Origin of the sequence: Geminicoccus sp., assembly GCF_036263595.1 — a bacterium.
Lineage (GTDB): Bacteria > Pseudomonadota > Alphaproteobacteria > Geminicoccales > Geminicoccaceae > Geminicoccus.
The window spans coordinates 64,179-89,733 of the sequence record NZ_DATAGQ010000139.1 but is presented as its reverse complement, the minus strand read 5'-3'; the positions used below and the strand labels follow the sequence as shown (position 1 = coordinate 89,733).

The 25,555-nt window shown below is 67.6% G+C and carries 24 protein-coding genes and 1 pseudogene; 10 read left to right on the top strand and 15 right to left on the bottom strand.

Going from position 1 to position 25,555, the window contains the following annotated elements:
- Positions 1-195: 195 nt before the first annotated feature.
- Both VHL31_RS13890 and VHL31_RS13885 read left to right on the top strand, forming a co-directional pair.
- A complete protein-coding gene (locus VHL31_RS13890; RefSeq protein ID WP_329661818.1) occupies positions 196-1,653 on the top strand; it encodes a family 43 glycosylhydrolase in 1,458 nt (485 codons plus the stop codon).
- A gap of 391 nt (positions 1,654-2,044) precedes the next feature.
- Positions 2,045-3,955: a DEAD/DEAH box helicase gene (locus tag VHL31_RS13885; protein WP_329661817.1), complete on the top strand. Its 1,911-nt coding sequence runs from the start codon at positions 2,045-2,047 to the stop codon at positions 3,953-3,955.
- A gap of 18 nt (positions 3,956-3,973) precedes the next feature.
- Here the strand turns inward: VHL31_RS13885 and VHL31_RS13880 are convergent, their stop codons facing one another.
- Genes VHL31_RS13880 through gloA form a run of 7 tightly spaced genes read right to left on the bottom strand, consistent with a single transcriptional unit; the run spans position 3,974 to position 10,146 of the window.
- On the bottom strand, positions 3,974-4,807 hold the full coding sequence (locus VHL31_RS13880) for a carbohydrate ABC transporter permease (protein WP_329661816.1): 834 nt from the start codon (positions 4,805-4,807) through the stop codon (positions 3,974-3,976).
- Positions 4,807-5,724, bottom strand: coding sequence for a sugar ABC transporter permease (locus VHL31_RS13875; protein ID WP_329661815.1), 918 nt, complete (start codon positions 5,722-5,724; stop codon positions 4,807-4,809). The genes VHL31_RS13880 and VHL31_RS13875 overlap by 1 nt, the downstream gene beginning before the upstream one ends.
- 4 nt (positions 5,725-5,728) lie before the next feature.
- Positions 5,729-6,724, bottom strand: coding sequence for an ABC transporter substrate-binding protein (locus tag VHL31_RS13870; protein ID WP_329661827.1), 996 nt, complete (start codon positions 6,722-6,724; stop codon positions 5,729-5,731).
- A 39-nt stretch (positions 6,725-6,763) separates the two neighbouring features.
- On the bottom strand, positions 6,764-7,894 hold the full coding sequence (locus VHL31_RS13865; RefSeq protein ID WP_329661814.1) for a mannonate dehydratase: 1,131 nt from the start codon (positions 7,892-7,894) through the stop codon (positions 6,764-6,766).
- A 55-nt stretch (positions 7,895-7,949) separates the two neighbouring features.
- Positions 7,950-8,690, bottom strand: coding sequence for a ribonuclease activity regulator RraA (locus VHL31_RS13860; protein WP_329661813.1), 741 nt, complete (start codon positions 8,688-8,690; stop codon positions 7,950-7,952).
- Between the two features lie 46 nt (positions 8,691-8,736).
- The gene (locus VHL31_RS13855) at positions 8,737-9,717 is read right to left on the bottom strand and encodes an aldo/keto reductase (RefSeq protein ID WP_329661812.1); all 981 of its coding nucleotides are present in this window, start codon (positions 9,715-9,717) and stop codon (positions 8,737-8,739) included.
- Between the two features lie 21 nt (positions 9,718-9,738).
- On the bottom strand, positions 9,739-10,146 hold the full coding sequence (gloA, locus tag VHL31_RS13850) for a lactoylglutathione lyase (protein WP_329661811.1): 408 nt from the start codon (positions 10,144-10,146) through the stop codon (positions 9,739-9,741).
- A gap of 201 nt (positions 10,147-10,347) precedes the next feature.
- Between gloA and VHL31_RS13845 the strand changes: the two genes are divergently transcribed.
- From VHL31_RS13845 to VHL31_RS13835, 3 genes are all read left to right on the top strand, one after another.
- Complete coding sequence (locus VHL31_RS13845; protein WP_329661810.1) at positions 10,348-11,136, top strand: IclR family transcriptional regulator; 789 nt, start codon at positions 10,348-10,350, stop codon at positions 11,134-11,136.
- A 36-nt stretch (positions 11,137-11,172) separates the two neighbouring features.
- Entirely contained in the window at positions 11,173-12,369 is a 1,197-nt protein-coding gene (locus VHL31_RS13840) for a mandelate racemase/muconate lactonizing enzyme family protein (protein ID WP_329661809.1), read from the top strand.
- Positions 12,370-12,503: 134 nt separating this feature from the next.
- Entirely contained in the window at positions 12,504-13,952 is a 1,449-nt protein-coding gene (locus tag VHL31_RS13835) for a diguanylate cyclase domain-containing protein (RefSeq protein ID WP_329661808.1), read from the top strand.
- A gap of 27 nt (positions 13,953-13,979) precedes the next feature.
- On the opposite strand, the gene VHL31_RS13830 is transcribed toward VHL31_RS13835, so the two are convergent.
- A complete protein-coding gene (locus tag VHL31_RS13830; RefSeq protein WP_329661807.1) occupies positions 13,980-14,561 on the bottom strand; it encodes an HdeD family acid-resistance protein in 582 nt (193 codons plus the stop codon).
- 70 nt (positions 14,562-14,631) lie between these two features.
- Here VHL31_RS13830 and VHL31_RS13825 point away from each other — a divergent pair, with 70 nt between their 5' ends.
- Positions 14,632-15,105: a DUF2177 family protein gene (locus VHL31_RS13825; protein WP_329661806.1), complete on the top strand. Its 474-nt coding sequence runs from the start codon at positions 14,632-14,634 to the stop codon at positions 15,103-15,105.
- A 179-nt stretch (positions 15,106-15,284) separates the two neighbouring features.
- Entirely contained in the window at positions 15,285-15,926 is a 642-nt protein-coding gene (gene dhaL, locus VHL31_RS13820; protein WP_329661805.1) for a dihydroxyacetone kinase subunit DhaL, read from the top strand.
- 15 nt (positions 15,927-15,941) lie between these two features.
- Here the strand turns inward: dhaL and VHL31_RS13815 are convergent, their stop codons facing one another.
- Both VHL31_RS13815 and VHL31_RS13810 read right to left on the bottom strand, forming a co-directional pair.
- Positions 15,942-16,538: a hypothetical protein gene (locus VHL31_RS13815; RefSeq protein ID WP_329661804.1), complete on the bottom strand. Its 597-nt coding sequence runs from the start codon at positions 16,536-16,538 to the stop codon at positions 15,942-15,944.
- A gap of 124 nt (positions 16,539-16,662) precedes the next feature.
- Positions 16,663-17,544, bottom strand: coding sequence for a LysR substrate-binding domain-containing protein (locus VHL31_RS13810; protein ID WP_329661803.1), 882 nt, complete (start codon positions 17,542-17,544; stop codon positions 16,663-16,665).
- A 123-nt stretch (positions 17,545-17,667) separates the two neighbouring features.
- On the opposite strand from VHL31_RS13810, the gene VHL31_RS13805 reads away from it, so the two are divergent.
- Both VHL31_RS13805 and VHL31_RS13800 read left to right on the top strand, forming a co-directional pair.
- Positions 17,668-18,021: a DUF1127 domain-containing protein gene (locus tag VHL31_RS13805; RefSeq protein ID WP_329661802.1), complete on the top strand. Its 354-nt coding sequence runs from the start codon at positions 17,668-17,670 to the stop codon at positions 18,019-18,021.
- A gap of 140 nt (positions 18,022-18,161) precedes the next feature.
- Positions 18,162-19,109 (top strand): sugar kinase, encoded by a 948-nt coding sequence (locus VHL31_RS13800; protein WP_329661801.1) that lies wholly within the window; start codon positions 18,162-18,164, stop codon positions 19,107-19,109.
- 18 nt (positions 19,110-19,127) lie between these two features.
- Here the strand turns inward: VHL31_RS13800 and VHL31_RS13795 are convergent.
- Positions 19,128-19,880: pseudogene (locus VHL31_RS13795) on the bottom strand (enoyl-CoA hydratase/isomerase family protein).
- Between the two features lie 77 nt (positions 19,881-19,957).
- On the opposite strand from VHL31_RS13795, the gene VHL31_RS13790 reads away from it, so the two are divergent.
- Positions 19,958-20,692: a cell wall hydrolase gene (locus VHL31_RS13790; RefSeq protein ID WP_329661800.1), complete on the top strand. Its 735-nt coding sequence runs from the start codon at positions 19,958-19,960 to the stop codon at positions 20,690-20,692.
- A gap of 227 nt (positions 20,693-20,919) precedes the next feature.
- Here VHL31_RS13790 and VHL31_RS13785 read toward each other — a convergent pair whose 3' ends face one another.
- The 4 genes from VHL31_RS13785 to VHL31_RS13770 form a co-directional block, all read right to left on the bottom strand.
- Positions 20,920-21,093, bottom strand: coding sequence for a hypothetical protein (locus tag VHL31_RS13785; protein WP_329661799.1), 174 nt, complete (start codon positions 21,091-21,093; stop codon positions 20,920-20,922).
- Between the two features lie 318 nt (positions 21,094-21,411).
- Positions 21,412-22,854, bottom strand: coding sequence for a hypothetical protein (locus tag VHL31_RS13780; protein WP_329661798.1), 1,443 nt, complete (start codon positions 22,852-22,854; stop codon positions 21,412-21,414).
- A 296-nt stretch (positions 22,855-23,150) separates the two neighbouring features.
- Complete coding sequence (locus VHL31_RS13775) at positions 23,151-23,915, bottom strand: BON domain-containing protein (RefSeq protein ID WP_329661797.1); 765 nt, start codon at positions 23,913-23,915, stop codon at positions 23,151-23,153.
- A gap of 259 nt (positions 23,916-24,174) precedes the next feature.
- A complete protein-coding gene (locus VHL31_RS13770) occupies positions 24,175-25,497 on the bottom strand; it encodes a DUF2254 domain-containing protein (protein ID WP_329661796.1) in 1,323 nt (440 codons plus the stop codon).
- Positions 25,498-25,555 lie beyond the last annotated feature (58 nt).

The following is a 25,555-nucleotide window of genomic DNA, read 5'->3' as shown; positions in this document are numbered from 1 at the left end:
CACGCTTAGACCGGTCGGGACCTTGCTGGCTATCGGGAAGAAATGACGCGCCATGGCGCTGATTTTCCGCCGCGCGCCGAACGGCCCGGCAGCCTGCGATCGCGCGGAACGCCGTGCCGCCGAACTGAACGGGCGCAAGGCCGTTCCTAGGAGGCATGTCCAGGATGCGCCCTAGTCCAGCGGGAGGAGACCGGGATGACGGCACGCGATCTGGCGCTGGCCTCGACACCCCAGGCGCCGTTCCGATTCGACATCAGGATCGTTGAATCCTGCCAGGGCGGGCTCTCATGGACGGTCACCCTTGGCGAGGGGAGTGCTGGCAGCGGGTTGGCGCGGACCTGCGAGTACCACCTGCCGACCAGGCAGCAGTCCAGCTATCTCGACCTGTTCGCCAGGCTGGCGCAGGACATGGGTACGCGGGTCCCGCGAAGCCGGCAGGAGGTGGGAGCACCTTCATTCAGCGCGCCTTATGAACCGCTGCTCACCGAGAACCTCGGGCCGGGCATCCTGTACGGCTACGGCGACCCGGCAGTCATCCGGGTGCCGGAGGTGCCCGGGAGCCAAAATGGTGGCGTCTACTACCTCGCGGTGACGTCGAACGATGCGCCGGATGCCTTCCCGATCCTCGCTTCCAACGACCTGCGGCACTGGCAACCCAGGGGGTTCATCTTCCCCAGGGAACGCAGGCCAGGCTGGGCCGCGGACGGCGAGGGGATCGGTGATTACTGGGCCCCGGAGATCCACAGGCTCGGCGACTGCTACCTCGCCTGCTTCACGGCGAGGATGAAGGACCGCACGCTCGCCATCGGCATGGCCTGGGCGCCCGCGCCGGATGGCCCCTTCGTTGCGGCCGACGAGCCGCTGCTCCGGGGCGGCGTCATCGACCCCCATGTCTTCGTCGGCCGGGACGGGATCGCTCATCTGTTCTGGAAGGAGGACACAAACGACCTCTGGCCAGGCCATCTGTGCGAACTCATCCGTGAGCATGGCGGCCTGATCGCAGCGTTGTTTCCGCTGCCCGAGGACCAGCGCACGGCTGCCCTCGTCCAGGCGCTCTGGCCGTGGATCCGCACGCTGGAGCCCATGGAGAGGTTCCTCGTCCTGCAGGTGCTCATCGAGGCCGTCACCTCCGACTTCACCGGCTTCCAGCGGCGGCTGGCCGAGCTGCGCCCGAGGCAGGACCAGGCGGTCCGGGAGCGGATCGACGGCATGCTGATCGCGATGAGGACGCGGGTCCGAGCACAGCGCCTGGCCGCCGACGGCTCCCGCCTGCTCGGCCGGCCGACCACCGTCCTCGAGAACGACCAGCCATGGGAGGCGCACCTGGTGGAGGGCATCTGGGTCACGGAGCAGGCGGGCCGGCATTACCTGCTCTACGCGGGCAACGACTTCTCCACCGCCGAGTACGGGATCGGGGTTGCCGTCGCCGAGCAGGTCCTGGGTCCCTACCGGAAGATGGAGCAGCCGCTGCTTCGCTCCACCAGGGAATGGATCGGCCCCGGCCATCCGTCGGTCGCGCCGGGCCTGGACGGGCGGCCCCAGCTTTTCCTGCACGCCTTCCGCCCCGGCCGGCTCGGCTACAAGGAGTTCCGTGCCCTGCTGACCGTACCGCTCGGCTTCGAGGCGGACGGGGTCGTGCTTCGTCGCGGCTAGGATCGATTCACGATGGCCGGTCCAGCCGTGCCATGTTAGCCGTCATCGCTTCCTAGCGGCAGGCCAAACTCCTAGCGACCGGCACCGGCTGGCAGAAGTACGGCAATTTCAGGCCGGATCTCGTGCCGAACAGCGGCCGAGGTTGCGGGTCGTACCAATTTTGTTCTAGAAAATAGGTATGCGGTCATTGACGCTCCGCATCGCCCACATATAGTTGCTCTCCTGGCATCGGCCACAACATGATGATGGGCGAGCATGCTTAAGCACGAGCGAGAGCTGTCGGGCGACGGTCCGGCACGGGTGGTCGCTGACCGTCCAAGGAGCATGGTCCTCGCTGGAGACTTCTCGTGAGCCGGACTCAGCAACCCGGTCCGCACGCCGGGTAGCGGCCTTGCGGCTTCGACGTCATCAGGACGAGGTCGACCGCCTCTGCGGGGCCATCGCGGCGGGCTCGCGGCACCTGACCGACATCCTGGCCGCCGTCACGCCGGGCGGCGGAAAATCGGCCCTACCGGTCATCGCGGCCGCCCGCCTGCTGGGGGCGATCCCGCCGGGCCAGGGCCGGCCCATCGTGGAGCGGATCTGCTGGGTGGTGCCGCGCGACACCCTGCGGCGCCAGGCCGAGGAAGCCTTCGTGGATCCGGCCTGGCGGGCGTTCCTGCGCCATGGACATGCCGTGCGGGCAGCCGAGAACGCTCCGGACCTGTGCCGCGGCCTTGCCGGCTACGTCACCACCTACCAGTCCATCGCCGCGGCACCGGACCTGCATCTCGCCGAGTTCCAGCGGCACCGCTATCTGCTCTGCGTGGACGAGCTCCATCACCTGCCCGGGCTGAGCGACCTGGACGAGGCGGCCGATGCTGCCGAGGACACGTCCTGGTCGCGCGCCCTCCTGCCGCTGCTGGAGACGGCCCGGTTGCGCCTCCTCATGTCCGGCACGCTGGAGCGCTCGGACCGGCGGCCGATCCTCTGGCTGAACTACCGGCGCGACCATCTCGCCCGCAACCAGCGGCGGGTCGAGCTGGCCGCGCAAGGCTGGGCCGTGATCGGCTACGACCGGCGTGCCGCCCTGGCCGAGCGTTCGATCATCCCGATCCGCTTCGGCGCGCTCGACGGGGAAGCGGAATGGATGGTGAGCGGCGAGCGCTTCGCGGCGACCTCGTTCTCGGAGGCGAGCGACAAGCTGCGCCCCATGCTGTTCACCGCCCTTCGCACCGGCTACGCCGAAGCACTCCTGCGCCGTGCCTTCACCGATTGCCGCAAGCACCGGGCGCAGCGCCGCGACGCCTTGGGCGCCGCACCGGGGCAGGGTGTGCGCGGGTTGGGCAAGCTCCTGGTCGTGGCACCCGACCAGGCGACCGCGCGCCGCTATACGGAGATCCTGCGCGGCTGGATGGGCCCCGATCCGGAGGTCGCCGCAGCCGGCGTGGCGCTGGCGATCTCCGACGAATCCCATGCCATCGAGCGGATCGCCCGCTTCCGCCTGCGGCCCGAGCCGTCCGTGCTGGTCACGGTCGGCATGGCCTACGAGGGCATGGATGCACCGGAGATCAGCCATGTCGCCTGCCTGACCCAGATCCGCTCCGTGCCTTGGCTGGAACAGATGGTGGCACGGGCCACGCGGTTCGACCCGCATGGCGGTGCCTATGACGAGCAGCGCGCGCTGATCTACCACCCGGACGATCCGATGTTCCGGATGTTCCGGCGCGCCGTCGAGGTGGAGCAGTCCGGGCGGGCGCGGGCGCGGCGCAGGGGCGAGCAGGAGGAATTGCCGCTGGGCGACCGGCACGCCTTCGATTTCCTGCCCTCCCGCCCGGCCCTGGAGCCGCTGCGCTCGGAGGCGACCGAGCTGCATTTCGAGACCATCCAGCCGCGCCGCCCGGCAGAGCCGATGCCGGCCACCGTCATCGATCCGGAGGACGACGGCCTGCCGGAAACGCCGACTCAGGCCGAGCGCCGGCTGCGCCGGCAGGTGGGACAGCTGGTCGCGACCCAGGTCATCGAGGATGGCGACGGCGGACGGATCGAGCCGCCGGTCGGCTACCATGCCTATAACGCGGTGCTGAAGCAGCTGTTCGGCAAGGCCCGGGCGACGATGACCCAGGCCGAGCTCGAAGCCGAGTTCGCCTGGCTGGAGCGCAACCGGATCAGCGATCATCTCAAGCTGATCCGCGGCGACCACCGCTACAGCTGGTCTGCCCAGCGCCGCCGCTCGGCACCCAGGCGCGGACAGGGCCAGCGGGACGACGGTCTCGACAGGCAGCGACGCAAGCCCGCAGCGCCGGGCCGGCAGATCTCGTGATCCGCCGTCGCCGGCCTGTCAGCCCTTGGTCGCGCCGGACATCACGCCGCCCACGAACAGGCGCTGCAGGGCCAGGAAGATGATGGCGATCGGCAGCGTCATGATGAAGGACGCGGCCATCACCGCTCCCCAGTCCGTGTCGAACTCGGACGAGAACTCGGCCAGTCCGATCGGCAGGGTCTTCATGCTCCGGTCGGTCGCGAAGGAGAGGGCGAAGACGAACTCGTTCCAGGTCGCGACGAACGAGTAGAGCACCACCGCGACGATGCCCGGGATGATCAGCGGCAGGTTGATCCTGAAGAGGATGGTCAGCCGTGACGCGCCATCAATGATCGCGGCCTCTTCCAGCTCGCGCGGGATGCCCTTGAAGTAGCTCGTCAGCATCCAGACGCTGAGGGGCAGGGTGAGGATGAGGTAGACGAGGATCAGGCCAAGATAGGTGTTGATCAGGCCGAAATAGCTCAGCACGAAGTAAAGGGGCACGATGATGGTGGCCGTCGGCAGCATCTGCCCGATGAGCACAAAGGACTGCGCCAGGATCTTTCCCCGGAAGCGGAAGCGGGCGAAGCCGTAGGCGGCGAAGATCGCAAAGCACAGGGCAAGGGCCGTCGAGCCCAGCGAGATGATCGTGCTGTTCAGGAAGTAGCGGGGAATGTTGCTGTTGAAGATCACCTTCTCGAAGTTGGCGAAGGTCGCAGGATCGGGCAGCCAGGACGGCGGCACGGCGTAGAGCTGGCGCAACGGCTTGAAGGAGGAGGTCGCCATCCACAGGAACGGGAACAGGCTGACCGTGAGCAGGATGGCCAGCGGCAGGTAGATCCAGCTTCTGGCACCGGTGGTCTTGAGCGCCATCAGTCGTTCTCCTGCGGTGCGAAGGCGCGAAGATAGAGCGCGATCAGCCCGACGATGAGCAGGAAGTAGACGACCGACAGGGCAGCCGCCCGGTTGAACTCGAAGAACTCGAACGCCATCGCGTAGATCTGGATCGGGAAGATCATCGACCGGCCGGCAGGACCGCCGCCCGTCATCGAGTAGATGATGGTGATGCCGTCCAGGCCCCAGATCACCAGCAGCAGCGTGATCGCCACCAGCACCGGCCGGAGCTGCGGCAGCATGATGTGCCAGACCTCGTGGCGGAACTGCGCGCCATCGACCCTGGCTGCCTCGTACAGCTCCTCCGGGACGGACTGCAGCCCGGCCAGGACCATGACCGCGACGAACGGGAACATCTTCCACGCGTTCACCGCGATCAGCGCCGGCATGACCGTCGACGGATTGGTCAGCCAGCCGACCGGCTGGTCGATGATGCCGAGCGACACCAGGGCATAGTTCACGATGCCATAGTCGGTATGGAACATCCAGGCCCAGGTCATCGCCGCGACGATGCCCGGGATGACCCAGGGGATCAGCATCAAGGAGCGCACCATGGCGCGGCCGCGGAACTTCTGGTTCAGCAGGATGCCCGCGGCCACCCCGATCACCAGCTGCAGGATCACCGAGCCGGCGACATAGTAGATCGTGTTGAAGATGACCCGGATCGTCGAGGACGAGCGGAAGGCGGCCGCATAGTTGTCCCCGCCCACATAGCGGCCGGCAGCGTCGGTGAAGCTCAGGATCACGGTCGAGACGACCGGATAGAGGATCAGGATCGCCAGGAGCGCCATCGTCGGCAGGATGAACAGCGGCCCGGCGCCGATCCTGAACGCGCGTCGCGCCGGACGGCTTTCGTCAGCGAGATTCCCGGCGGCGGGGGCGAGCGGCCTGGCCATCTCGTCACTGTTCCAGCAGGGGCTGGATCTCGGCGGCGGCAGCGTCCATCGCCTCCTGCGCCGGGGTGCCGAGCAGCACTTCCTGGAAGTGGTCGTAGTAGATCTGCACGATCTGCGACCACTCGGGCAGCGGCGGCTGGCGGCGCGCGTAGTCCAGCATCTGCTTGAAGCCGACCAGGTCGGGGCGCTGGTGCTGGGGCTGGTCGAACCCGCTGCGGCGGGCGGGGCTGGTGTTCGTGTAGTAGGCGATGTTCTCGGTGCTCGACAGGAACTGCAGGAACTGCAGCGTCTCCGCCTTGTTCGGCGCCTCGGCGGGCACGATGAAGTTCCAGCCGCCCAGGATCACGGCGGGATCGCGGTCCTTGGGATGGGGCAGGCGGGCCACGCCCAGGTTGAGGTCGGGATTGCCCTGCTTGATCAGCAGGAAGTCCGCCTGCGAGGCCTGGATCATCGCGATGCTCTCCGCGATGAACAGGCGGCGCAGCGCCAGGCCGTCATTCTCGAGCGTGGAGGGCGGTGCTACCGCATGCTTGGTATAGAAGTCGGCATAGAACTGGACCGCCGCCACGCTCTCGGGCTGGTTCAGGGTGACCTTGGTGAAGTCGTCCGACAGGATGCCGCCGCCGTTCATCCACATGAGCGGCAGGGTGCGGAACAGCGTGTTGCCCGGCTGGTCCTGGCCGCCGCCGGCCACGCCGTAGCCGTATTGCTGGCCGCGCTCGGTCGTCTTCGTCAGCGTCTGCGCCGCGACGACGAGCTCGTCCCAGGTCTGCGGCGGCTTCTCCGGATCCAGGCCGGCCTCGCGGAACGCGCCCTTGTTGTAGACCAGCGCATGCGCCTCGACCTGGAAGGGCAGGGCATAGAGCTTGTCCTGGTAGGTGGCGGTCTCGAGGGCCGCGGGGAAGAAGTCGTCGAACGTCATGCCCTGCTGGGTCAGGTACTCGCCGACCGGCTCCAGGCCGCCGGTCTCGGCCAGCGCGATGGTGGCGCCATTCTGGATGTCGCCCTTCTTGCCGATCGGATCGGCGCCTCGTTCTCGTTATCCCGCCATCTTCAGCTCTCGGGCGGTTCTGGATGGACCGAGTGCCTCGGCGTTGCCGACCAGGGCGCGCATGTAGGCGATCGCGTAGGCCATCCCGGCATGCCAGGGTGCTGCGCAGTCCAGCTCCGGCACATGGTCCGGCACGATGACGCCGTCATAGGCCTCGTCGCGCAGGATCCGGACGATCTCGGTCATGTCGATGTCGCCGTCGTCGACGAAGGTCTCCTGGTAGGAAGGGACCTTGCCGCGGACGTTGCGGAAGTGGACGTAGGCGATATCGCCGGCACGCGCGTGCTTGCGGGTGGCGGCATACACGTCGCCCGTCGTCATCTCCTGCAGCGAGCCCAGGCAGAACTCGAGCGCATTGGCGGGGCTGCGGACGACGCCGAGCAGGCGGTCGTACTTGTGCGGCTGGTTGACCAGCCTGGCCGTGCCGCGCAGCCGCTCCACCGGCGGGTCGTCCGGATGGGCCGCCAGGCGCACGCCCGCCTCCTCCGCCACCGGCACGAGTTCCTTCAGGAACCATTCCAGGCGCTGCCAGAGCTCCGCGTCCGACACGGTGACCGGCGGCGCCTCCGGACGGCCCGCCCGGTAGCGCATGTTCCAGACCATGCCGTCGGCGATCGGCGCATCGGGATCGAAGGCTGTGGCATCGAAGACCGAGGTGAGCGCACCGCCACGCCCGACCGGTCGGCGCATCCAGCCCCAGACGCCGGCCAGCGAGAAGTTATAGCCGATCACGGGAATGCCCGCCCGCCCGGCATCGCGCACGAGGCGCTTCAGGTCGTCCATCTGCGCGGTCTTGCGCGGGCCGTCCAGCAGGATGTCCGACCAGAAGTTCGGCGCGAAGTTCTCCATCGCGGCGATCTGGAGCCCGTGGGCGCGCAGCATCGCCACGACCTCCGCCATCCGCTCGTACGACCAGAGCGGCTCGGCCGAGCAGTCGCCAAGGATCGGCCCGACGGCACCGCCGGTCTGGTAGGGTGACGGATCGGGACCGGGCGCGTAGCGGCCGAGATGGACGACGATGTGGGTGGCACCGGCCTGGGCGGCAAAGCGCGCGTTCTGCTCGGCGAGCCTTGGCCCCGAGAGCGTCATCCCGACCTTGATCGCCGATGGCTTCGGCATCCGATCCTCCTCGCGGGCCGCCAGCCGTCCAGGCGCGGCCACATCCTTCCGGCGGCTACTTCGCCGGCTGGGCTCTCAACCACTCTTCGTATTCGGGGCGGGCGGCCTCGGTGAGCGGGTAGTAACGGCGCAGGTCGCCGCCAGCCATCAGCCGCTCCTTGGAGAAGGCTTCCCATTCATGGTGCACCGCGGCTTCCGCGATCACGCGCGGGGCCAGCGCCTTCGGCACGACCACCGCCCCGTCATCGTCGGCGACGATGATGTCGCCCGGCATGACCAGCACGCCGCCGCACGCGATCGGGATGTTCACCCCGAACGGCATGATGTCGGTCTGGGTGTGGAAGTTCGGCGTGAGGCCGCGGATCCAAAGGGGCAGCTCGATATTGCCGTAGTTCGGGTAGTCGCGCAGGCATCCGTCGATCACGACGCCGGCACCGCCTTTGCCCTGGAAGAAGGTCAGCATCATCTCGCCGAAGATGCCGCTGCGCATGTCGCCGCGCGCGTCGACCACGACGATGTCGCCGGGCTGGGTGTGGTAGAGCACGTGGCGGTGGAGCTGCTTTTCCGGCTCGGCATACTCGTCGTCGCCGTAGAGATCCTCGCGCTTGGGCATGAACTGGAGCGTCAGGGCCGGGCCGGCGATGCACCTGCCCTTGGTCCACGCGACGGGCCCGCAGATATGCGAGTTGCGGACGCCCATCCGGTAGAGCGTGCCCGTGATCGTCGCTGCCCCCATCTCCCGAAGGGCCCGGCAATGCTCTGCCGGCGGGCGCTCGATGTCCTTCGTCTCAATCACGCGGGATCCTTCCTCATCCTTCAGCCATCGCACGCGCCGCCTGCCTTCAGGTGAAGCCGGCGACCTTGTGCGGGACGTAGTGTTCGGCGAGCTTGGCCAGGTCCTCCGCCGAAAGCCGCAGTGCCACGGCCGCGACCGCATCGGTGATCTGGCCCTTCCGGCTGACGCCCACGATCGGGGCGGTCACCGCTGGGTTGGCGAGCAGCCAGGCCAGCGCCACCTGGGCTCGTGGCACGCCATGGCGCGCCGCCATCCTGGCGACGGCCGCGATCACCTTGCCGTCCGCTTCCTCGGTATCGCCATAGAGCTTGGGCCTGAGCAGGTCGGTGTCCTTGCGCAGGCTCTCTTGCCCTTCCTCGCGGGCCAGCAGGCCGCGCGCGAGCGGGCTCCAGGGGATCAGCCCCACGCCCTCGGCGGCGCACAGCGGCACCATCTCCCGCTCCTCCTCGCGGTTGAGGAGGTTGTAGTGGTTCTGCATGGAGATGAAGCGCGACCAGCCCCTGCGGTCGGACAGATAGAGGGCCTTGGCGAACTTCCAGGCATGCATCGAGGACGCGCCGACATAGCGGGCCTTGCCGGCCTTCACGACGTCCGTCAGCGCTTCCAGCGTCTCCTCGATCGGGGTCACCGGGTCCCAGCGATGGATCTGGTAGAGATCGACATAGTCGGTGCCGAGCCGCCGAAGGCTGTGGTCGATCTCCTGCATGATGGCCTTGCGGGACAGGCCGGCGGCGTTCGGTCCTTCGCGCAGGGGCGAGTTGAGCTTGGTCGCCAGGACGATCTCGTCCCGCCGGGCAAAGTCCTTCAGCGCCCGGCCGACGATCTCCTCGCTGGAGCCGTTGGAGTAGATGTTCGCCGTGTCGAAGAAGTTGATGCCGAGGTCGAGCGCCTTGCGGATGAGCTCGCGGCTCTCGTCCTCGGGCAGCGTCCAGGTCGGGTTGCCGCGGGCGGGCTCGCCGAAGGTCATGCAGCCCAGGCAGATGCGCGACACTTCGAGGCCTGAGCGGCCGAGCCGGGTGAACTCCATCGCTGCCGTCCTTTCCTTGGGTCAGCCGCGATCTTCGATCAGCTCGACCCGGTAGCCGTCCGGGTCGTCGACGAAGGCGATGACGGTGGTGCCGAACTTAACCGGCCCCGGTGCCCGGACGATCGGGACGCCGTCGGCGCGCATCCGCTCGCAGGTGCCGTAGATGTCCGCCACGCCCACCGCGAGATGGCCAAAGCCGTTGCCGCGCTCGTAGCTCTCGACGCCGTAATTGTAGGTGAGCTCGATCATCGGGTTGGTTTTCTCGTCACCGTAGCCGATGAAGACATTCGTGTACTTGCCCTCTGGCAAGTCGATCGTGCGGATGACCTCCATGCCAAAATGCCTGGCATAGAAAGCGATGGACCGATCGAGATCGCCCACCCGGATCATGGTGTGCATGATCCGTCCCTGACGGCCACTCGCAGCCATCGGCATTCCTCCGTGCTCGCGGCCGCGTGGGCCACCCTGATCGTCCTGCATGCTGTTCAAATATGAACAACTGCTATTCATATCAGGATGAAGTCACGGCAGAGGGCTGTCAACGCCTTTTCCACGTTCATTTTCAAATGAGAACTTCACCTATTCAAATGGGGATGATAGAGCGCCAGCCATGAGGCGGACGGACAGCGCATGAGCGACGAAGGACCGGCGGACCAGAAGGCGCGCAACGGCGTGCCGGTGCTCGAGCGCACGCTCGACATTCTGGACATCCTGGAGAAGCGGGCAGCCGGTGCCGGCATCCGCGATCTGGTGCAGCAGCTCGACCTGCCGCGCAGCACCGTCTACCGCATCCTCAACACACTGGCCGAGCGCGAGATCGTCCGGCGCATGGCCGATGGCTCCTATCAGCTCGGCCCACGCCTGCTGGCCCTGGCGGCCCAGGTACGCATCGACGTGAAGCGCTACGACCTGGTGGCCCTGGCCCAGCGTCACCTCCACGCGCTGGCCGAGGCGACCGGGGAAGCCAACAAGATCTCGGTGCATGACGGCGATCGTGTGCTCACTATCGCCGTCGCCGCCGCGACGAGCCCCTATGGCCTGGCGCCCGCGGTTGGCCAGCGCTTCCCGCTGCATGCCGGTGCAGCCAGTAAGATGGTCATGGCCCATCTGGAGCCGGCCGAGCTGGAGCAGCTGCTGGTCAGGCCGCTGGAGGGCTATACCGCCCGCACCGTGACCGACCCGGCGAAGCTGCGCAGCGAGTTGGCACGGATCCGGCGACAGGGCTGGGCGCAGGACCGAGGCGAGCATGGCGCCAGCGTCCACGCCCTGGCAGCGCCCATTGTCGAGCCGGACGGCCGCTTCGTCGCGGCACTCAGCGTGCCCTTCCTGTCCGACAAGGACCCGGCCGCCCGCAAGGCGCTGCTGCGCGCCGTGATGGAGACGGCGGCGGCTATTTCGGCCGAAATTCCCGCATCATGATGCCGCTTTCCGACGGGGGCGGCCAAGGGAGGCAAGATGAAGATCGTGGACCTGCGCTGTGCGGTCATCGACAAGCATCCGATCGTGCGCATCGTCACCGACGAGGGCATCTCCGGCTACGGCCAGATCGAGTTCTGGAAGCCCTATCTCAAGCCGCACGTCCTGAGCCTGCGCGATCGGCTCCTGGGCCTCGATCCGACCAATGTCGAGAACGTCATGCGGCGCATCCGCTTCCGCGGCGCCTTCAAGCCTTGGGGGAGTGCCATCAGCGCCATCGAGATGGCGCTCTGGGACGTGGCGGGGAAGGCGGCCGGCCTGCCGGTGCACAAATTGCTGGGCGGCAAGGTGCGCGACCGCGTGCGCGTCTATAATGGCGGGCGCCGCTTTCCGTTCGCGGGTCAGGAGCCGGAGGACTATGCCGAGGACTTGCGTCGGATGATGGCCCTGCCGGAAGGCTTCACCATCATCAAGCAGCCGATTTCCTTCCACAGCCCGATGGCCCGCAAGGTTGAGGACTATCATTACGGGGAGGTCTCGCAGCAGGCCTTTCCCGGCCTGCGCGACACCGGCTTGATGACCGAGCGCGGCTTTAAGCACACGCTGGCCTGCGTCGAGGCGATGAAGGAGGTGGCCGGCGACCGGATCGGGCTGGCGCTCGATTGCGGGCCCGGCTGGACGCTGCCGGACGCGCAGCGCTTCGCCAAGGCGGTCGAGCCCCTCAACCTGCTCTGGCTGGAGGACATGCTGACCGGCGACCAGATCCCCTTCGTCAACGCCGAGGTCTACCGCGACCTGACCACGAGCACGACGACGCCGATTCATACCGGCGAGCAGATCTATCTCCGGCAGAACTTCAAGGAGCTGATCGAGCGCCGCGCCGTCGATGTGCTGGGCCCCGATCCTTGCGATGTCGGCGGCATCGCCGAGCTGAAATGGGTGGCGGAATATGCCGACCTGCACGGCATCCTGTTCGCACCCCACGGGACGGCGAACGGGCTCCTCGGCTTGGCCGCCCTCCTGCAGGTCTCGGCGACCCTGCCGGACAACTTCATCGCCTTCGAGTGCCCGATCGCCGATCCCGACTGGTGGGGCGATATCGTCACGGGCCTGCCGTCACCAATCGTGCGGGACGGCTTCATCGAGGTCTGGGACAGCCCTGGCATGGGCGTCGATTTCGTGGTGCAGGAAGCGCGCCGCTACCTCCGCGAAGAGGATGCCGCCTTCTTCGACTAGGCGTTGGCCGCTCGGCCGCATGCAAGTTGAGAATGTCGCTGATTTCGGGAATTGTATGTCGTAAATTATCGCGCTAGTTGAAGTCTTCGCGCAGCTCTAACACCCGTCGCCTCGGACAGCGACACGGAGTGGGCATGGCTGAAGGCCTCCTGGAGTATCTGTTCGGCGCCGCTTCGTTCATGCCGCACGGCTTCTGCCTGTTGTGGCGTCCGGATCTGGTGGCACTGCATGTCGTTGCCGACATCCTGACGGCTGTGGCCTATTTCTCCATCCCCGCCGCCCTGTTCATGTTCCAGCGTCGGCGCAAGGACCTCGAGTTCCGGGCGATGCTGCTGCTGTTCGTGGCGTTCATCACGCTTTGCGGCCTGAGCCATCTCGTCGGCATGATCACCCTGTGGCAACCGATCTACGGGTTGCAGGGCCTGATCAAGCTGGCGACCGGCATCGTGTCGGTCGTCACCGCTATCGTACTCTGGCGCATCCTTCCGGCGGCGCTGGCGCTGCCAAGCCCGGCCATGCTGCGCCACGCCAACGCGCAGCTGCTGGCCGAGAACCGGGCCAAGCACTTGGCCGAACAGGATCTCCGGCAGGCCCACCAGGAGCTGGAGCGGCGGGTGGCGGAGCGGACCGAGGAGCTTGCCCAGGTCAACGCGCAGCTGGCCGACGCGCTGAGCCGGCAGAGCATCTACCTCGAGCACTCGCCGCTGGCTGTCATCGAGATGAGCCATGAGGAAGATCTTCGCGGCTGGCGGATCCGCCAATGGTCCGGCCGTGCCGAAGCGATGATTGGGTGGAAGAAGGACGAGGTCATCGGGCGGATGAGCCGCGAGATCGGGCTGGTCCATCCTGACGATCGGCAGGATGCGGAACGTACCACGGCCATGGTGGTCTCGGGCGAGGCGACCAGGCTCACGGTCGACCGGCGGTTCGTCACCCGGAGCGGCGAAGTCCGCCACGGGCGATGGTGGGTCTCCTGCTACAGAGCCCATCTGGAGGCGCCGCCGACCATCCTGGTGCTCCTGGAGGACACGACCGAGCAGGTGGAGGCCGTAGGAAAGCTCCACTACATGGCCTTCCACGATCCGCTGACCGGCCTGCTCAACCGCGCAATGTTCAACGAGCGGCTCGACCACGCGATGAAGCGGGCGGCCCGCAGCGGCGAGCAGATCGCTGTGATGCTGATCGACCTCGACCGCTTCAAGCAGGTCAACGACACGCTCGGGCATGAGGCCGGCGACCTGCTTCTGCAGGAGGTGGCCCGGCGCCTGCTGGGTGCTGCGCGCAAGGCCGACAGCTGTGCCCGCCTGGGTGGCGACGAGTTCGCGCTGATCCAGGAAGGCATCCGTGACCGTGCCGGTGCGGAGCGCGCGGCATCGCGCCTGCTGGCGGCCTTGAGCGAGCCCCTGGTCGTGATGGACGAGACGCTCGACGTCGGCGCCAGCATCGGTGTGGCGGTCTGGGAGGACCGGACGACCGGGATCGCCGAACTGCTCCGCGAGGCCGATGCGGCGCTTTATGCCGCCAAGGGCAGCGGACGGGGCCGCTTCCACCTTGCGCCCGACATGCTGGCCGCGGCCGGCTGACATATCGGCCTGACAGGCGGGACTGGCTCAGGCGACCGCGTGGTGGCGGCGCAGGCGGAAGGCCAGCACCAGCATCGCGATGCCGAACACGAGGGCATAGGCACCCAGCCACCAGGTCAGCACCAGGGCACCGATGAGCGGGCTGACCACGAGCAGGATCCCATAGAGGATCGAGGCGATGCCGCCGAAGGCCAGCCAGCCCCGGCCATGGCTGGCCTTGAGCGTGAAGGCCGAGATCAACATCGTCACGCCCGATACCAGGGCCCAGGCCGCGACCAGGAGCACGAACGCCAGGACGGTGATCGCAGGCCACAGGAAGGCGCCGATGCCGATAAGGATGCCCAGCACGCCGTTGAGCAGCAGAAAGCCCCAGCGCGTGCCGGCACTGGCGCCGCGGATGGCCAGCACGATCGCGATGACGCCGTCGACGAAGCTGAACACGGCGAACAGCAGCACCAGCGACAGCATGGTCTCGCCCGGCAGCAGGAAGGCGATGATCCCGAACAGGATCGCCAGCACGCCCCGCAGGGCGACCGCCCACCAGTTGCTCGCCAGGATCGCGTTCATCGCCTCCTTGCGGTCGGGAGAAGACGTCATGGCAGCGTTCATGGGGACCTCGTGCTGGATCGCGCGCGTTCGATAGCGGCTGGCTGGCTTGTGTAGTTCCATCGACGTCCGCTTGGAAACGGGCAACGCTGCCGCCCCCGGCCCAGGCTTCGGCCGGCATCTTCCTGCCATCCCCGAGAAGACCGCCATGCGCTTCCTCGTCGCCTATCTCGCCACCGTCACGGTATTCCTACTGGTGGACCTGGCCTGGCTGGGGGTGGTCGCCAGGAGCTTCTATGTCCGGCAACTGGCCGCCCTGCTGCGGGACCGGCCGCGCCCGGTCGCGGCGATCCTGTTCTATGGGCTCTACGGGCTGGGCATCGTGGTGTTCGCGGTTCTTCCGGGCACGGAGGATGGAGGCTGGTCCAAGGCGCTCGTCCAGGGCGCCCTGTTCGGCTTCTTCGCCTACGCCACCTACGGCCTGACCAACTATGCGACGCTGCGAGGCTGGCCATTGTCGCTCACCCTCGTGGACCTGGCCTGGGGAACCCTTCTGTCCGCCTTGGCCGCGGCCCTGGGGACGGCGGCAACCCTGGCCCTGATCTGACAGCCGCCAATGTGCGCCCAGGCATCCTTAGTGGCGCCCGTCGCCAGGGCGTCGTATGCCGTGGCCAAGGAGATGGGAGGCAAGTCGATGGCGCGGTTCCGGCTCGGTGGAGAGCGGCCCGTCCGGTCGAGCTGCCATGCCCGCCACCCGCTCAACGTCGCCTCGGGGATTCCCTGTCCATGACTGAACGCCTGTCCCTCGACCAGACCAAGGCCGCGCTGCTGGCTGCCGCCGACGCGATCATCGCGGCCACCGACCGCCTGACCAAGGCCGACCAGGCCATCGGCGACGGCGACCACGGCCTCGGAATGGCGCGCGGGTTCAAGGCTGCCAAGGAGGCGCTCGACAAGAAGCCGGCCGCCCACCACGGCGACCTGTTCAAGACCGTGGGCATGGCGATCGTCAGCACCAGCGGCGGCGCGTCCGGGGCCGTGTTCGGCACGTTCTTCACGGGTGCGGCGAAGGTCCTGACCGTCGAGACGCTGGATGCCAGCACCTATGCGGTGGCCCTGGCGGAGGGGCAGAAGGCGGTGCAGGCCCGAGGCAAGGCCGAGCCCGGCCACAAGACGATGCTGGACGCGCTGGCGCCGGCCGCCGAAGCCGCTCGCGCCAACGAAGGGGCCGGCCTGCTCGCGGCGGCCCGCGCCGCGGCGGCCGCCGCCGAGGAAGGAGTAGAGCGGACCAAGGACATGGTGGCCCAGTTCGGCCGCGCCCGCACACTCGGCGAGCGTGCCCTGGGTCATCCCGACCCGGGTGCGATCTCCATCACCATCATCCTGACCGCCATCGCCACCTCGATTGAGGGCTTCAAGGAAGCCTGACCGGCGGGCACGAGGTCAGGGGCCTGGGGGCTGGATCGTGATGGCAGCCGCCTCGCTGTAGGTCACCTCGACCTGGTCGCCCTTCTTGAGCGTGCCGGCGAAGTCCTGCATCTCGCTGCGCTCCAGCTGGGCCATCCGCTGGGTCCCGTTCGGCCCGATGAACGTGACCGTCTGGGTGGCCGGATCGTAGTTCTCGATCGTGACCAGCGTGGTGATCGACGATCCGGCGGCGATGCCGGGCATGGAGCCCTCGGGCGTCCTCATCACGGCGCTGTCGACCACCGCCTGCGGTGCGCCGGCGGCTGCTCTGGCGACGACCAGGGAGGCGGCGTGGCTGACCACGACCTGGTCGCCCAGACGCACCTGCGTCAGGTTCCGGACGTCCGCCGGCACGTATATCTTCTCCACCGTCCCGTCGGTCCGCCGCAGGGTGAGGATGCGGCTCTCCATGTCGACGTCCTGGACCGTGGCGAGCAGCTCCTGGTCCTCCACCATGACGGAGGCCGGTGCCACGGTCGCAGGGTCGCCCACCGCCGAAGTCGTCGGGGCCGGCGCGCAGGCGACCACACCGGACATCATCAAGCCACCCATGGCGCCCACGCCAAGACGCATGACATCCCTCCCCGAGACCAGCTGACGGCAGTACTGCCCCATTCTCCAGCCAAGGGCGAGAGGACTTCGCGGTCACGCGGCATCCCGGCGGCCCGGCTGCGGCAACTGCAGCGGTGGTGGCCGTTCAGGCGGCTTGAGCCATGCGATGCCATCGTCGAAAGTGTTCGACGATCCTCTCCTCCAGCTCGTCCAGCGCCAGCGAACGCCGCCCAGCCGCGCGCTGGATCAGCAGCTCGACGTCGGCCAGGGGTGGAAAGCCCTCGCTCCCCGTCAGCGAACGCAAGGACGGCGTCAGGTTGCTGGATGCCAGCGCCGACACGGCAAGGCCCGCCTCCAGCGCCGCATAGATCCCGGCGATCGATACCGACGAAACGGCGATGCGGGCGCGCCGTCCGCCATGCTCCGCCAGGGCGCGCAACATCGACGTCCGAAAACAGCAATGCTCGCCGAACACGGCCAGGGGCAGGGGGTCACGCTCGTGCACACAATGCTGCTTGGAGCCCATCCAGATCAGCGGCTCGGCATGGACGATCGTCCCGCCGACCTCGCCGTTGCCGCGCGTGGTGAGCGCGATGTCGACGGATCCTTCGCGGACCCGCTGCGACAGTTTCAGCGACGGCTCGCACACCACGTTCAGCGTGAGCTTGGGATGGGCCTCGCTGAACAGGCTCAGGATGGATGGCAGGTAGGTGGCCGCATAATCGTCCGGCGTGCCGATGGTGACCTCGCCGGCCAACTCCCGCTCGGAAAACTCGGCGATGGCCTCGCGATGGGCGCGCAGGATGCGCCGGGCATGCAGCAGCAAGGCCTCACCGGCGGCCGTGAGCGTCACGACGCGGCCCTCGCGCAGGAACAGCGGTCGCCCGACCAGCTCTTCCAGGCGCTTGATCTGCATGCTCACTGCAGACTGGCTGCGCAGGACGCGCTCGGCAGCACCCGTGAAGCTGCCGGTTTCCGCAATGGCGACCAGCGTCGTCAGCAGGTCGGGGTCGAGGACGCGCTCCATCCGAGATCTCGCATCAACTTTGTTGAAGCCACCGATCAACATTATGCGTTGGATTGATAGGCCCCGACAAGGCATCTTCTGGACTGTGAGGTTGTCCCGACCTCAGACATCTGGAGATGTGTTATGTATGCCGAGACCAACCGGCAGGTGACCACTCACGCCCTGTCGTCCACTGCAAAGTATGCCCCGGTCGCAAATATTGCGCACAAGTATGGCAATGTTGCATGTGGCAAGGGCAAGGTCATGCAGCCGCGTCGGGTGGCCGGCATCTTGTCTTACCTCATGCGTATCTGGGCCGACTGGAAAGCACGACGTGACCTCCAGCAACTCCCGGACGAGGTCCTGAGCGACATCGGCCTTACCCGGGCGGATGTCGAGCGCGAGACGCTGCAGCCGTTCTGGACGCCGCTCGACTACGACACGCTGGAGAACGAGCGACGTCGCTCCGCCGTCCGCAAGATCAAGCGGTACTATTGACTGCAGGATTCCTTGACGACGCGTGCGTCCGGCTCCCCCGACCGGACGCATGCGGCCAAGCGTTCAAGTGACCTCCTGGCTTGCGCATCCCCTCGCGATCGGTTCAAGAGCGTCCCGCGGCAGACGTCCGGGAGGCAGCGATGCGGCGCGAGTTCGACCTGGTGGCGTTCGGTGAGCCGCTCATGGAGTTCGCCGAGGTCGAGCGGGCAGGGGAGCGCCTGTATCTGCCGGGCCTTGGCGGCGATACGTCGAACGTGATCGTTGCCGCCGCCAGGCAGGATGCGCGTACCGCCTTCATAGGTGCGGTGGGGGCCGATCCGTTCGGGCGGGCCTTCCTCGAGCTGTGGGACCGCGAAGGCGTCGACCGGACCGGCGTCGCCGTGCCGCGGGCCAGCAGCACCGGGATCTACTTCATCTCCTACGGGCCGGACGGCCACGAGTTTTCCTATCGCCGCGCCGGCTCCGCCTCCTCGCTGGTGACGCCGGAGGACGTGCCGGAGGAACTGGTCCGCGCTTCTGCCATCCTGCATGTCTCCGGCATCAGCCAGGCCATCTCGACCAGCGCCTGCGACGCCGTGTTCCACGCGATCCGCGTCGCGCGCGATGCCGGCGCCAGGGTCGCGTATGATCCCAACCTGCGCTTGCGGCTCTGGCCGATCGACCGCGCCCGCGCGATTGTCGATGCCACCGTCCGGCTGACGGACGTGCTGCTCCCCGGGCTCGACGACGCCCGCCAGCTCACCGGCCTGGACGAGCCGGCAGCGATCTGTGCGCACTATCTGGCGATGGGGCCAGGCGTGGTGGCGCTGACCATGGGCAAGAACGGCACGATGATAGCCACGCCGCAGCGCTGCGAGGTCATCCCCGTCTGCAAGGTGGAAGCGGTGGATGCGACCGGGGCCGGCGACGTGTTCGACGGCTCGTTCCTCACCAGCTGGCTGGAGAGCCGCGATCCGTTCGCGGCCGCTCGCTACGCCAATGCCGCGGCCGCCCTGTCCACGCTCGGGCATGGCGCAGTCGCGCCGATCCCGCGGCGGCCCGAGGTCGAAGCTTTTCTGGCCGCCCAAGGCCAGGACGGCACCGCCTGAGGTACGCGCAAGGCCCCATCATGTGATCGGTCGCCCGCTACCGATCCGGACGCCTGAGAGATCGGCCTGCCGCGCGGCCTCCTCGCGCAGATCCTCCATCCATGGCTGGTCCGGCATGCCGGCCGCGGCCGCATCGATCAGCCGCTTGCTCACCCGCAGGGTGACCCCGGACAGGCCGGCCATTCCGGCGGCCATCGCCTGGGCGGCATCGCTGGCGGACCCTTCCACGACCCGCTCGACCAAGCCGATCCGCGCCGCCTCGGCCGGGTCCAGCACCCGGGCCGTGAAGATCAACTCCTTCGCCCTGGCCGGCCCCACCAGCCGGGCAAGCGCCCGCATCTCGCCGATGCCGTAGACGAGGCCTAGCCTGGCGGGCGGCGCGCAGAAGCTGGCCTGCTACGATGCCAGGCGCAGGTCGCAGGCAGTCGCCAGGGACAGTCCGGCGCCGAAGCAGGGGCCGTCAATGGCGGCGATCGTCGGCACCGGAATCTCGCGCAGGACCGCCAACGTGTCGTCCATCAGCCGGTGCATGGCCTTGGTCGACGCCGGATCGGCCAACTGCTCACGGAAGTCGTGCAGGTCGTTGCCGGCACAGAATGCACCGGCACTGCCCATGACGATCACGGTCCTGGCAGCGTCGCCTTGAAACCGCAGGGCGGCATCGCGCAGGTCGCACCACATGGCGGCCGTGAGCGCGTTCTTGCGCTCCGGCCGTTCCAGGACGATCCAGCCGATCCCCCCGGCGCTGGCGACGCGCACATACCTCGTCATCTCGCCGTCCCGCTTTCCCGACCGCGCTCATCTTGCGGAACTGGACGGAGCCCCGTCAAACCTGCTTGATCACAAACATGCTCGCCCGTGCCTGCCCGATCATCGCCTTCCTGCTCCTGCTGCCGTCGGACCGCGTGGCCGCGGCCGACTGGACGCAGGAGCGCCGGTGCCTGGCGCTGATCGCCTATGCCGAGGCGACGGGCGAGGGAGAGGCGGGCATGGCCGCGGTGATCCGGGTGGTCCAGAACAGGATGGCCGACCCGCGCTTTCCAAAGAAAGCCTGCGCCGTCGTCGCGCAGGACGGTCAGTTCCAGCCGATCGCGATGTCGCCGCGGCTGGCGGCCGCCCTCGACGACGAGGCGCGGGACCTGGCCGATGCGCTGCGGGTCGACACGGCCCGCGAGCGGAGCTTGCTGGACCAGGCCGGTGAACTCGCCGGACAGGCACTCGACGCGGACCCGACAGGTGGTGCAGTCTTCTTCGTGAACCCGTTCATCATGGACCCGGCCAACTGCTCCTGGTTCGCCCGGCTGAAGCGCACGGCCACGATCGGCGCCCATGTTTTCATGACCCACTATGCCGCCGACGAGCCGCGGCAGGCGCCCGCCATCGACTGCAGCACCGCCGGCGCCGGCTTCAGGTCCTGGCTGCGCAGTTGGAACCAGGGCGTGATGGCGCCGGGCCGCCCGAAGATCGCGAGCATCACGCCGACATCAGCCATGCTGAAGAAATGGAAGGCTAGCGGCCGCCTGGAGGCCCGCCAGCTGGAACTGCGCCGCCGGGTCGGCAAAGCCTTCAAGAGGCTGGATTGAAGCGACCGCCACCATGCCGCGTCACTGGCGGACTGGTAGGCCCAGGAGGCGAGGAAGGCGACTTGGCGTCGGGCCCCAGGAGCAAGGGCCCGCATCTGAACCTTGCGCCCGGGCGTCCGGTGTCTGAACCAGCCGTCCGCCTGGTCCGCTTCGGCGGCCTTGCGACGAGGTGGCCGCGGGCGCAGTGGCACCAGGTTGGTCGTTGATCGACCGATGACAGCAGGCTCCTAGCCTCGACGTCGTCTCGTCAGGAAGTAGCGGCCACCAAGAAGAAGCAAGGCCCCTGCCAAAACGATCAGCAACACGATCATGGCGACGCCGCCCAGCACAGCGCCCAGCGTATCCCAGAAGCCGATCTGAGCTATCAGAACGATGAAAATCAGAACCAGAAGAACAGGCATTGGCACTCCCATTGTGAAGGCAGGTCGTCCAAACAACCAGATATCAACGCCAGGGTGCCGGCCAGCGACCCGCATTGGCCAAGGTGCTGTCGGAAAGCAGCGTGGGCACCCCGCCCCGCACGTTGCTATCGAACGAACCTCTGCCACGAGCCATCAACGGCGGTCCCTTCGTCAGCTTGCAAAGTCTCGTGCAGATCCAGATGCAGGCTGTGCCGGGATCTCGAGCCATCCGGCTCCCGATCCTGCATGACCATCGGCCTGAAGCCCGATCCTCGGATGTTCAGCGCGGCGGACCTGAGCGGGAGCCGAAGGGCGTTTCTAGTTCGGCCGGCCGACCACGATCAGGCTCTGGCCCCAGGTGACGATCTCCTCGCGGCCGTCACGGTCGGTATCGTAGAGCAGGGGGAACGCCGCCCAACGGTCGTACTCGTTGGTGCTGTCGACCTCGGTGACCTTCGTTCCCTTCAGGTTCCAGTACCAGTCGCTGGAAAGGAGCAACTCGCCGTTCCCGTTGAAGATCAGGCCGAACATGGCGACGAGCTCGTCGGTGCGCTTGTCGCCGTCCAGCTCGGCGTTCTGCATGGGCACGACCCTGGCCGCGATCTTGCGCACGACCTGCCCCTTGATGTCGAGCACGTGGCTTTCGGTCGTGGTCGAGCCGCGCTGCGTCACCGTGATCGACAGCGGCAGCGGCGCCGGGTCGAGCTGGGCGATCGCGAGTTCCTGCGGGTTCAGGATGGTCGAAGGCAGGCTCCAGAGCCGCTTGCAGGTACCGGCGTCGAAGGCGCCGCCGCCGGTCCGACCGATCGCCACGGCCGTCATGGCCGGCGAGGCCGGGTCGAGCGAGCCGATCCGGATTGCGTCGACATGATCGGATGCGTTCCAGCCGGCGAGCGTGCAGCGGATCTTGCCGTTGAAGTCGAGGGCATACTTGCCGACGAAGACATACTCATGGCGCCCATCATTGTCGGCATCGACGCCGGCGGTGTGATGGCCGGCATCGCACGTGTTCGTCTGCCATAGCTTCGTCAGGCTGGTATCATAGGCGGCTACGCTGACCCAGTTGTCCGTATAGTTTCTCTTGTTGCACGCGGTACTGCCCCCCGCCTGCTGCAGCGATAGCAGAATGATCGGCTTGCCGTCGGACTGCCGGCGATAGATGGACATCAGGCAGTAGCTGCCGGCTGAGTTGCTCTGGCCGCTCAGGCTGACCCGGCGGATCTCCGTGCCCGTGGCACCGCGCCTGGCGACCAGGAGCTTCTGCGAGCCGGACTGCCAGCAATGCAGCACGTCCTCCTTGCCATCGCCGTTCAGGTCGAGGATCGCAGCGCTGTCGCGATGGGTATAGGCTTCGGAACCCATCTTTCGGCCGGTGCTGTTGGTGATCTGCCAGATCTTGTTCCCGGCCCCGCCATAGAGCCGCATGATCCGATGGCCGTTCCAGTGCAGGAACTCGCTGGTTCCGTTGGCATTAAAGTCGAGCGGCAGGAGGCTGGAGTAATTGTTGTCCAGCGCGTTTCCATCGAGCTCGATCTGCTTGAGGATGGTGACCCCCAGGGAGGACTTGCCGGACGATGCCGGTTCGGAGCGGGCCAGAGGCACGAACTCCATGCCCCGGTGGGCGATGCGATGCAGCTTCACCCGATCGTCGAGCTGCGTCGCCAGCGCGTTGCCGTCTGCAGCCCGGCCCGGCTCGGTTGCCGTCAAACCGGCGAGGAGAAGCGAGGCAGCGGCCGCCCATCTCCACATCAGATGTCGCATGATCGGCAGCCCCACCCGCTTTGGTATCTTCTGAAGTGAAAAGGCGAAATGCTTTTCACGTTCATCGACGTTGGAGCATACTCCAAGTTTATACTTTGATATATCGGAAATATTGACGTGAATGCTATCAGGCGGGAAGTGTTCAGCGACGAATGTGCCGTTGCACTGGCGGTGGCGATGGACGGCCGATGGTCCGCTGCCACCGGCCGCTGCTCAATTCCCCGGAAGAACGGCAGCGCAGCTGGCCGCCATGCCGCCTGCCGGTAGGCTCAACGCCAACGATGGGGCCGGCCTTATCATCCCACGCGGAGATTGTTCTGCACGTGGTTGACGCCCGACACCTGCTCGGCCAGGTCCTCGGCCCGCCGCTTGTCCTCGCGCCGCCGCACCATACCGCTGAGCGTGACCTCGCTGCCGTCGACGCCGACCTCGATGTCGGAGGCATCGAGCGAGGGATCCTCGGTCAGCCGGTCGCTGACATCCTCGAGGATGCGCTGGTCCGAGCGCCGATAGCCGCGTGGCCCGCGGCCGCGATGCTCGCCCTGTAACTCTGGACGATCGTGGCGGCCGGTACCCGCTTCCTGGCCAGTGCCGCCGCTGCCGAGATAGCTGCCCTTCGCACCCCAGCTTCCATAGTCGCCACCACCTCCCCCTACATGGGAGAACCCGCCGAACCTGTCACCCAGGCCGGGCTCCTGACGGTATTCGCGACCGTAATTCTGGCCGGGGCTGCCGCGGTGGCCGCTATAGCCGCCGCCATAGTCCTCGTCGCCGCCACGGCCCGTGTAGCCCGGCCCCAGGGCACCGGACAGGCCGTAGCCGGATCCGCTCCGGCCCTGCGAGCGCCCGGCCCCGCCGCTGCGCTCCCGGGCATGGCCATAGGATTCGCTGCGGTAGCCGCCGGGCCCGTCATCGCGCCTGCCTTCGGCGTACGGCCCGTCATTCTCGCGGCCGAATCCATAATCCCGGTACTGCCCTTCCTCCGGCCGCCGTCGATCCTGACCCTGGCCGTGGTCGCGGCGAGAGCCTTCATCGTCGCGCCGGTAGCGTTCATCGGCCATGTTCCATCTCCTCATCCGTGAAAGCCAAGCGGCGCCTAGCGATGCGGGCCGACGATCTGCCGCTGCCTTGCCCAAGGCCGACGCCGAGCCCTGGCTCCCCATAATCCGCTCACCAGGCTTCGGGTTGCCTGCCGGTCCGACGGGTTGGCGCGCATGATGCGGCTTGCCGTGCCCGACATGACCAGCGGCGGCCACCCGACGGACGGCGACGCTGGTATCCGGCACAGCCGCATCGCTGCGGGCCGACGCCGGGGCGCCGCTAGGGATCCTGGCGCGCACTGTGGCGTGAGCATCCTGCGGGCGCAGCGTGCCCGGCGGCAGCCGGACCGGCAGGCACGTCGTCGTTGGCCAGCAGTCCGGCCACGGCGGCCAGTTGGTCGACATCCTCGGGCAGCACGAGCTTCCTGCCGGCCCTGGCAAGGGCCAGGCGCGACTGATGCCGGGCCGCCTCTCGAAAATCGTGGCGGCCGAGGGCTGCGAGCGTCACCAGGGCCTTTTGCAGCTTGATCCCGACCGTGAGCGAGCCGGCGGCGTCCTGGCCGACGGCAGTAAAGGCGTCGTCGAACAACTCGTCGACGGCGATGGTAGGAACCACCACATGCGGAAAGCGGATCTCCGATGGGGAGGCCGGCCGGGTCCAGGTCGCGAGCACCCGGACCAGCGTGGTGATGACGCCGATCGCGGTGCCCGGGTCGTTCACCCCCGGAGACAGGGCCTTGGAGGCGATCTCCGCCAGCACCACGACCCCGAAACGCGGGTCCTGATCGAACGAGCGGCTGCTGCCGAGCGAAAAGGCCTGCTCCACTTCGCGGCTGCCTGCTTCGTCCAGCGCGACAGTCGTCCATGCGAGGGGACGGGAGGGATCGACGAAGGCGCCTGGCAGGGCAGCCACCTGGATCTCGGTCCCCGTCCGCTGTGCCACCTCCTCCAGCGCCGCCATGTCGAGATAGGTCACATAGCCAATGCCTGATGGAACGATGGCATGCTTGGCCAGCGATGGCCCTTGCTGCGCTCGGACCCCCAGCCATGGATGGTCGTGGCGGTCGTTCATCGCTTTGACCGCGGCCACGGCCACGCGCTCGATGGCATCCGCCACCCGCCCCAGCCGCAGCACGTAGTCGATCGAGCGGATGAAGGTGAGGACGATGAAGCCCGCGACCACAATGGTGACGAAGAACAGGACGATCCGCCCGCTCGGGCCATAGATTTCCGAGCTCAGCGCGATGATGCCGACCAGACTGAAGAGAAAGCCGCCGATGAACGTGGCGATGGCGTTCTGCGCCCGCGTATCGGCGACCAGCAACTGTACGACTCTGGGCGTCGTTCCGGCCGCCGCGGCATTGTAGGCAGCGACCATGGTCGACAGCGAAAAGGTCGCGACCACGAGCATGCTGGAGGCGAGGATGTCCAGGATGTTGCCGACTGCATCCGCACCGATCTTGTTGGCCCAGTCCAGCGGCAGGAAGGGGGCCAGCACGATGGCCGCCAGCGCTGTCAGGATCCCGACCAGGGCGAACAGGGAGGCGCGCACCCACAGACGCCGGCTGAAGCGGACGACGACCCATTTCCACCGTGACAGCATGATCGCACCAAATCTGTGGGCTCCGCCTTTGCCGGCCCTTCATGAAGCAAGGCCCCGG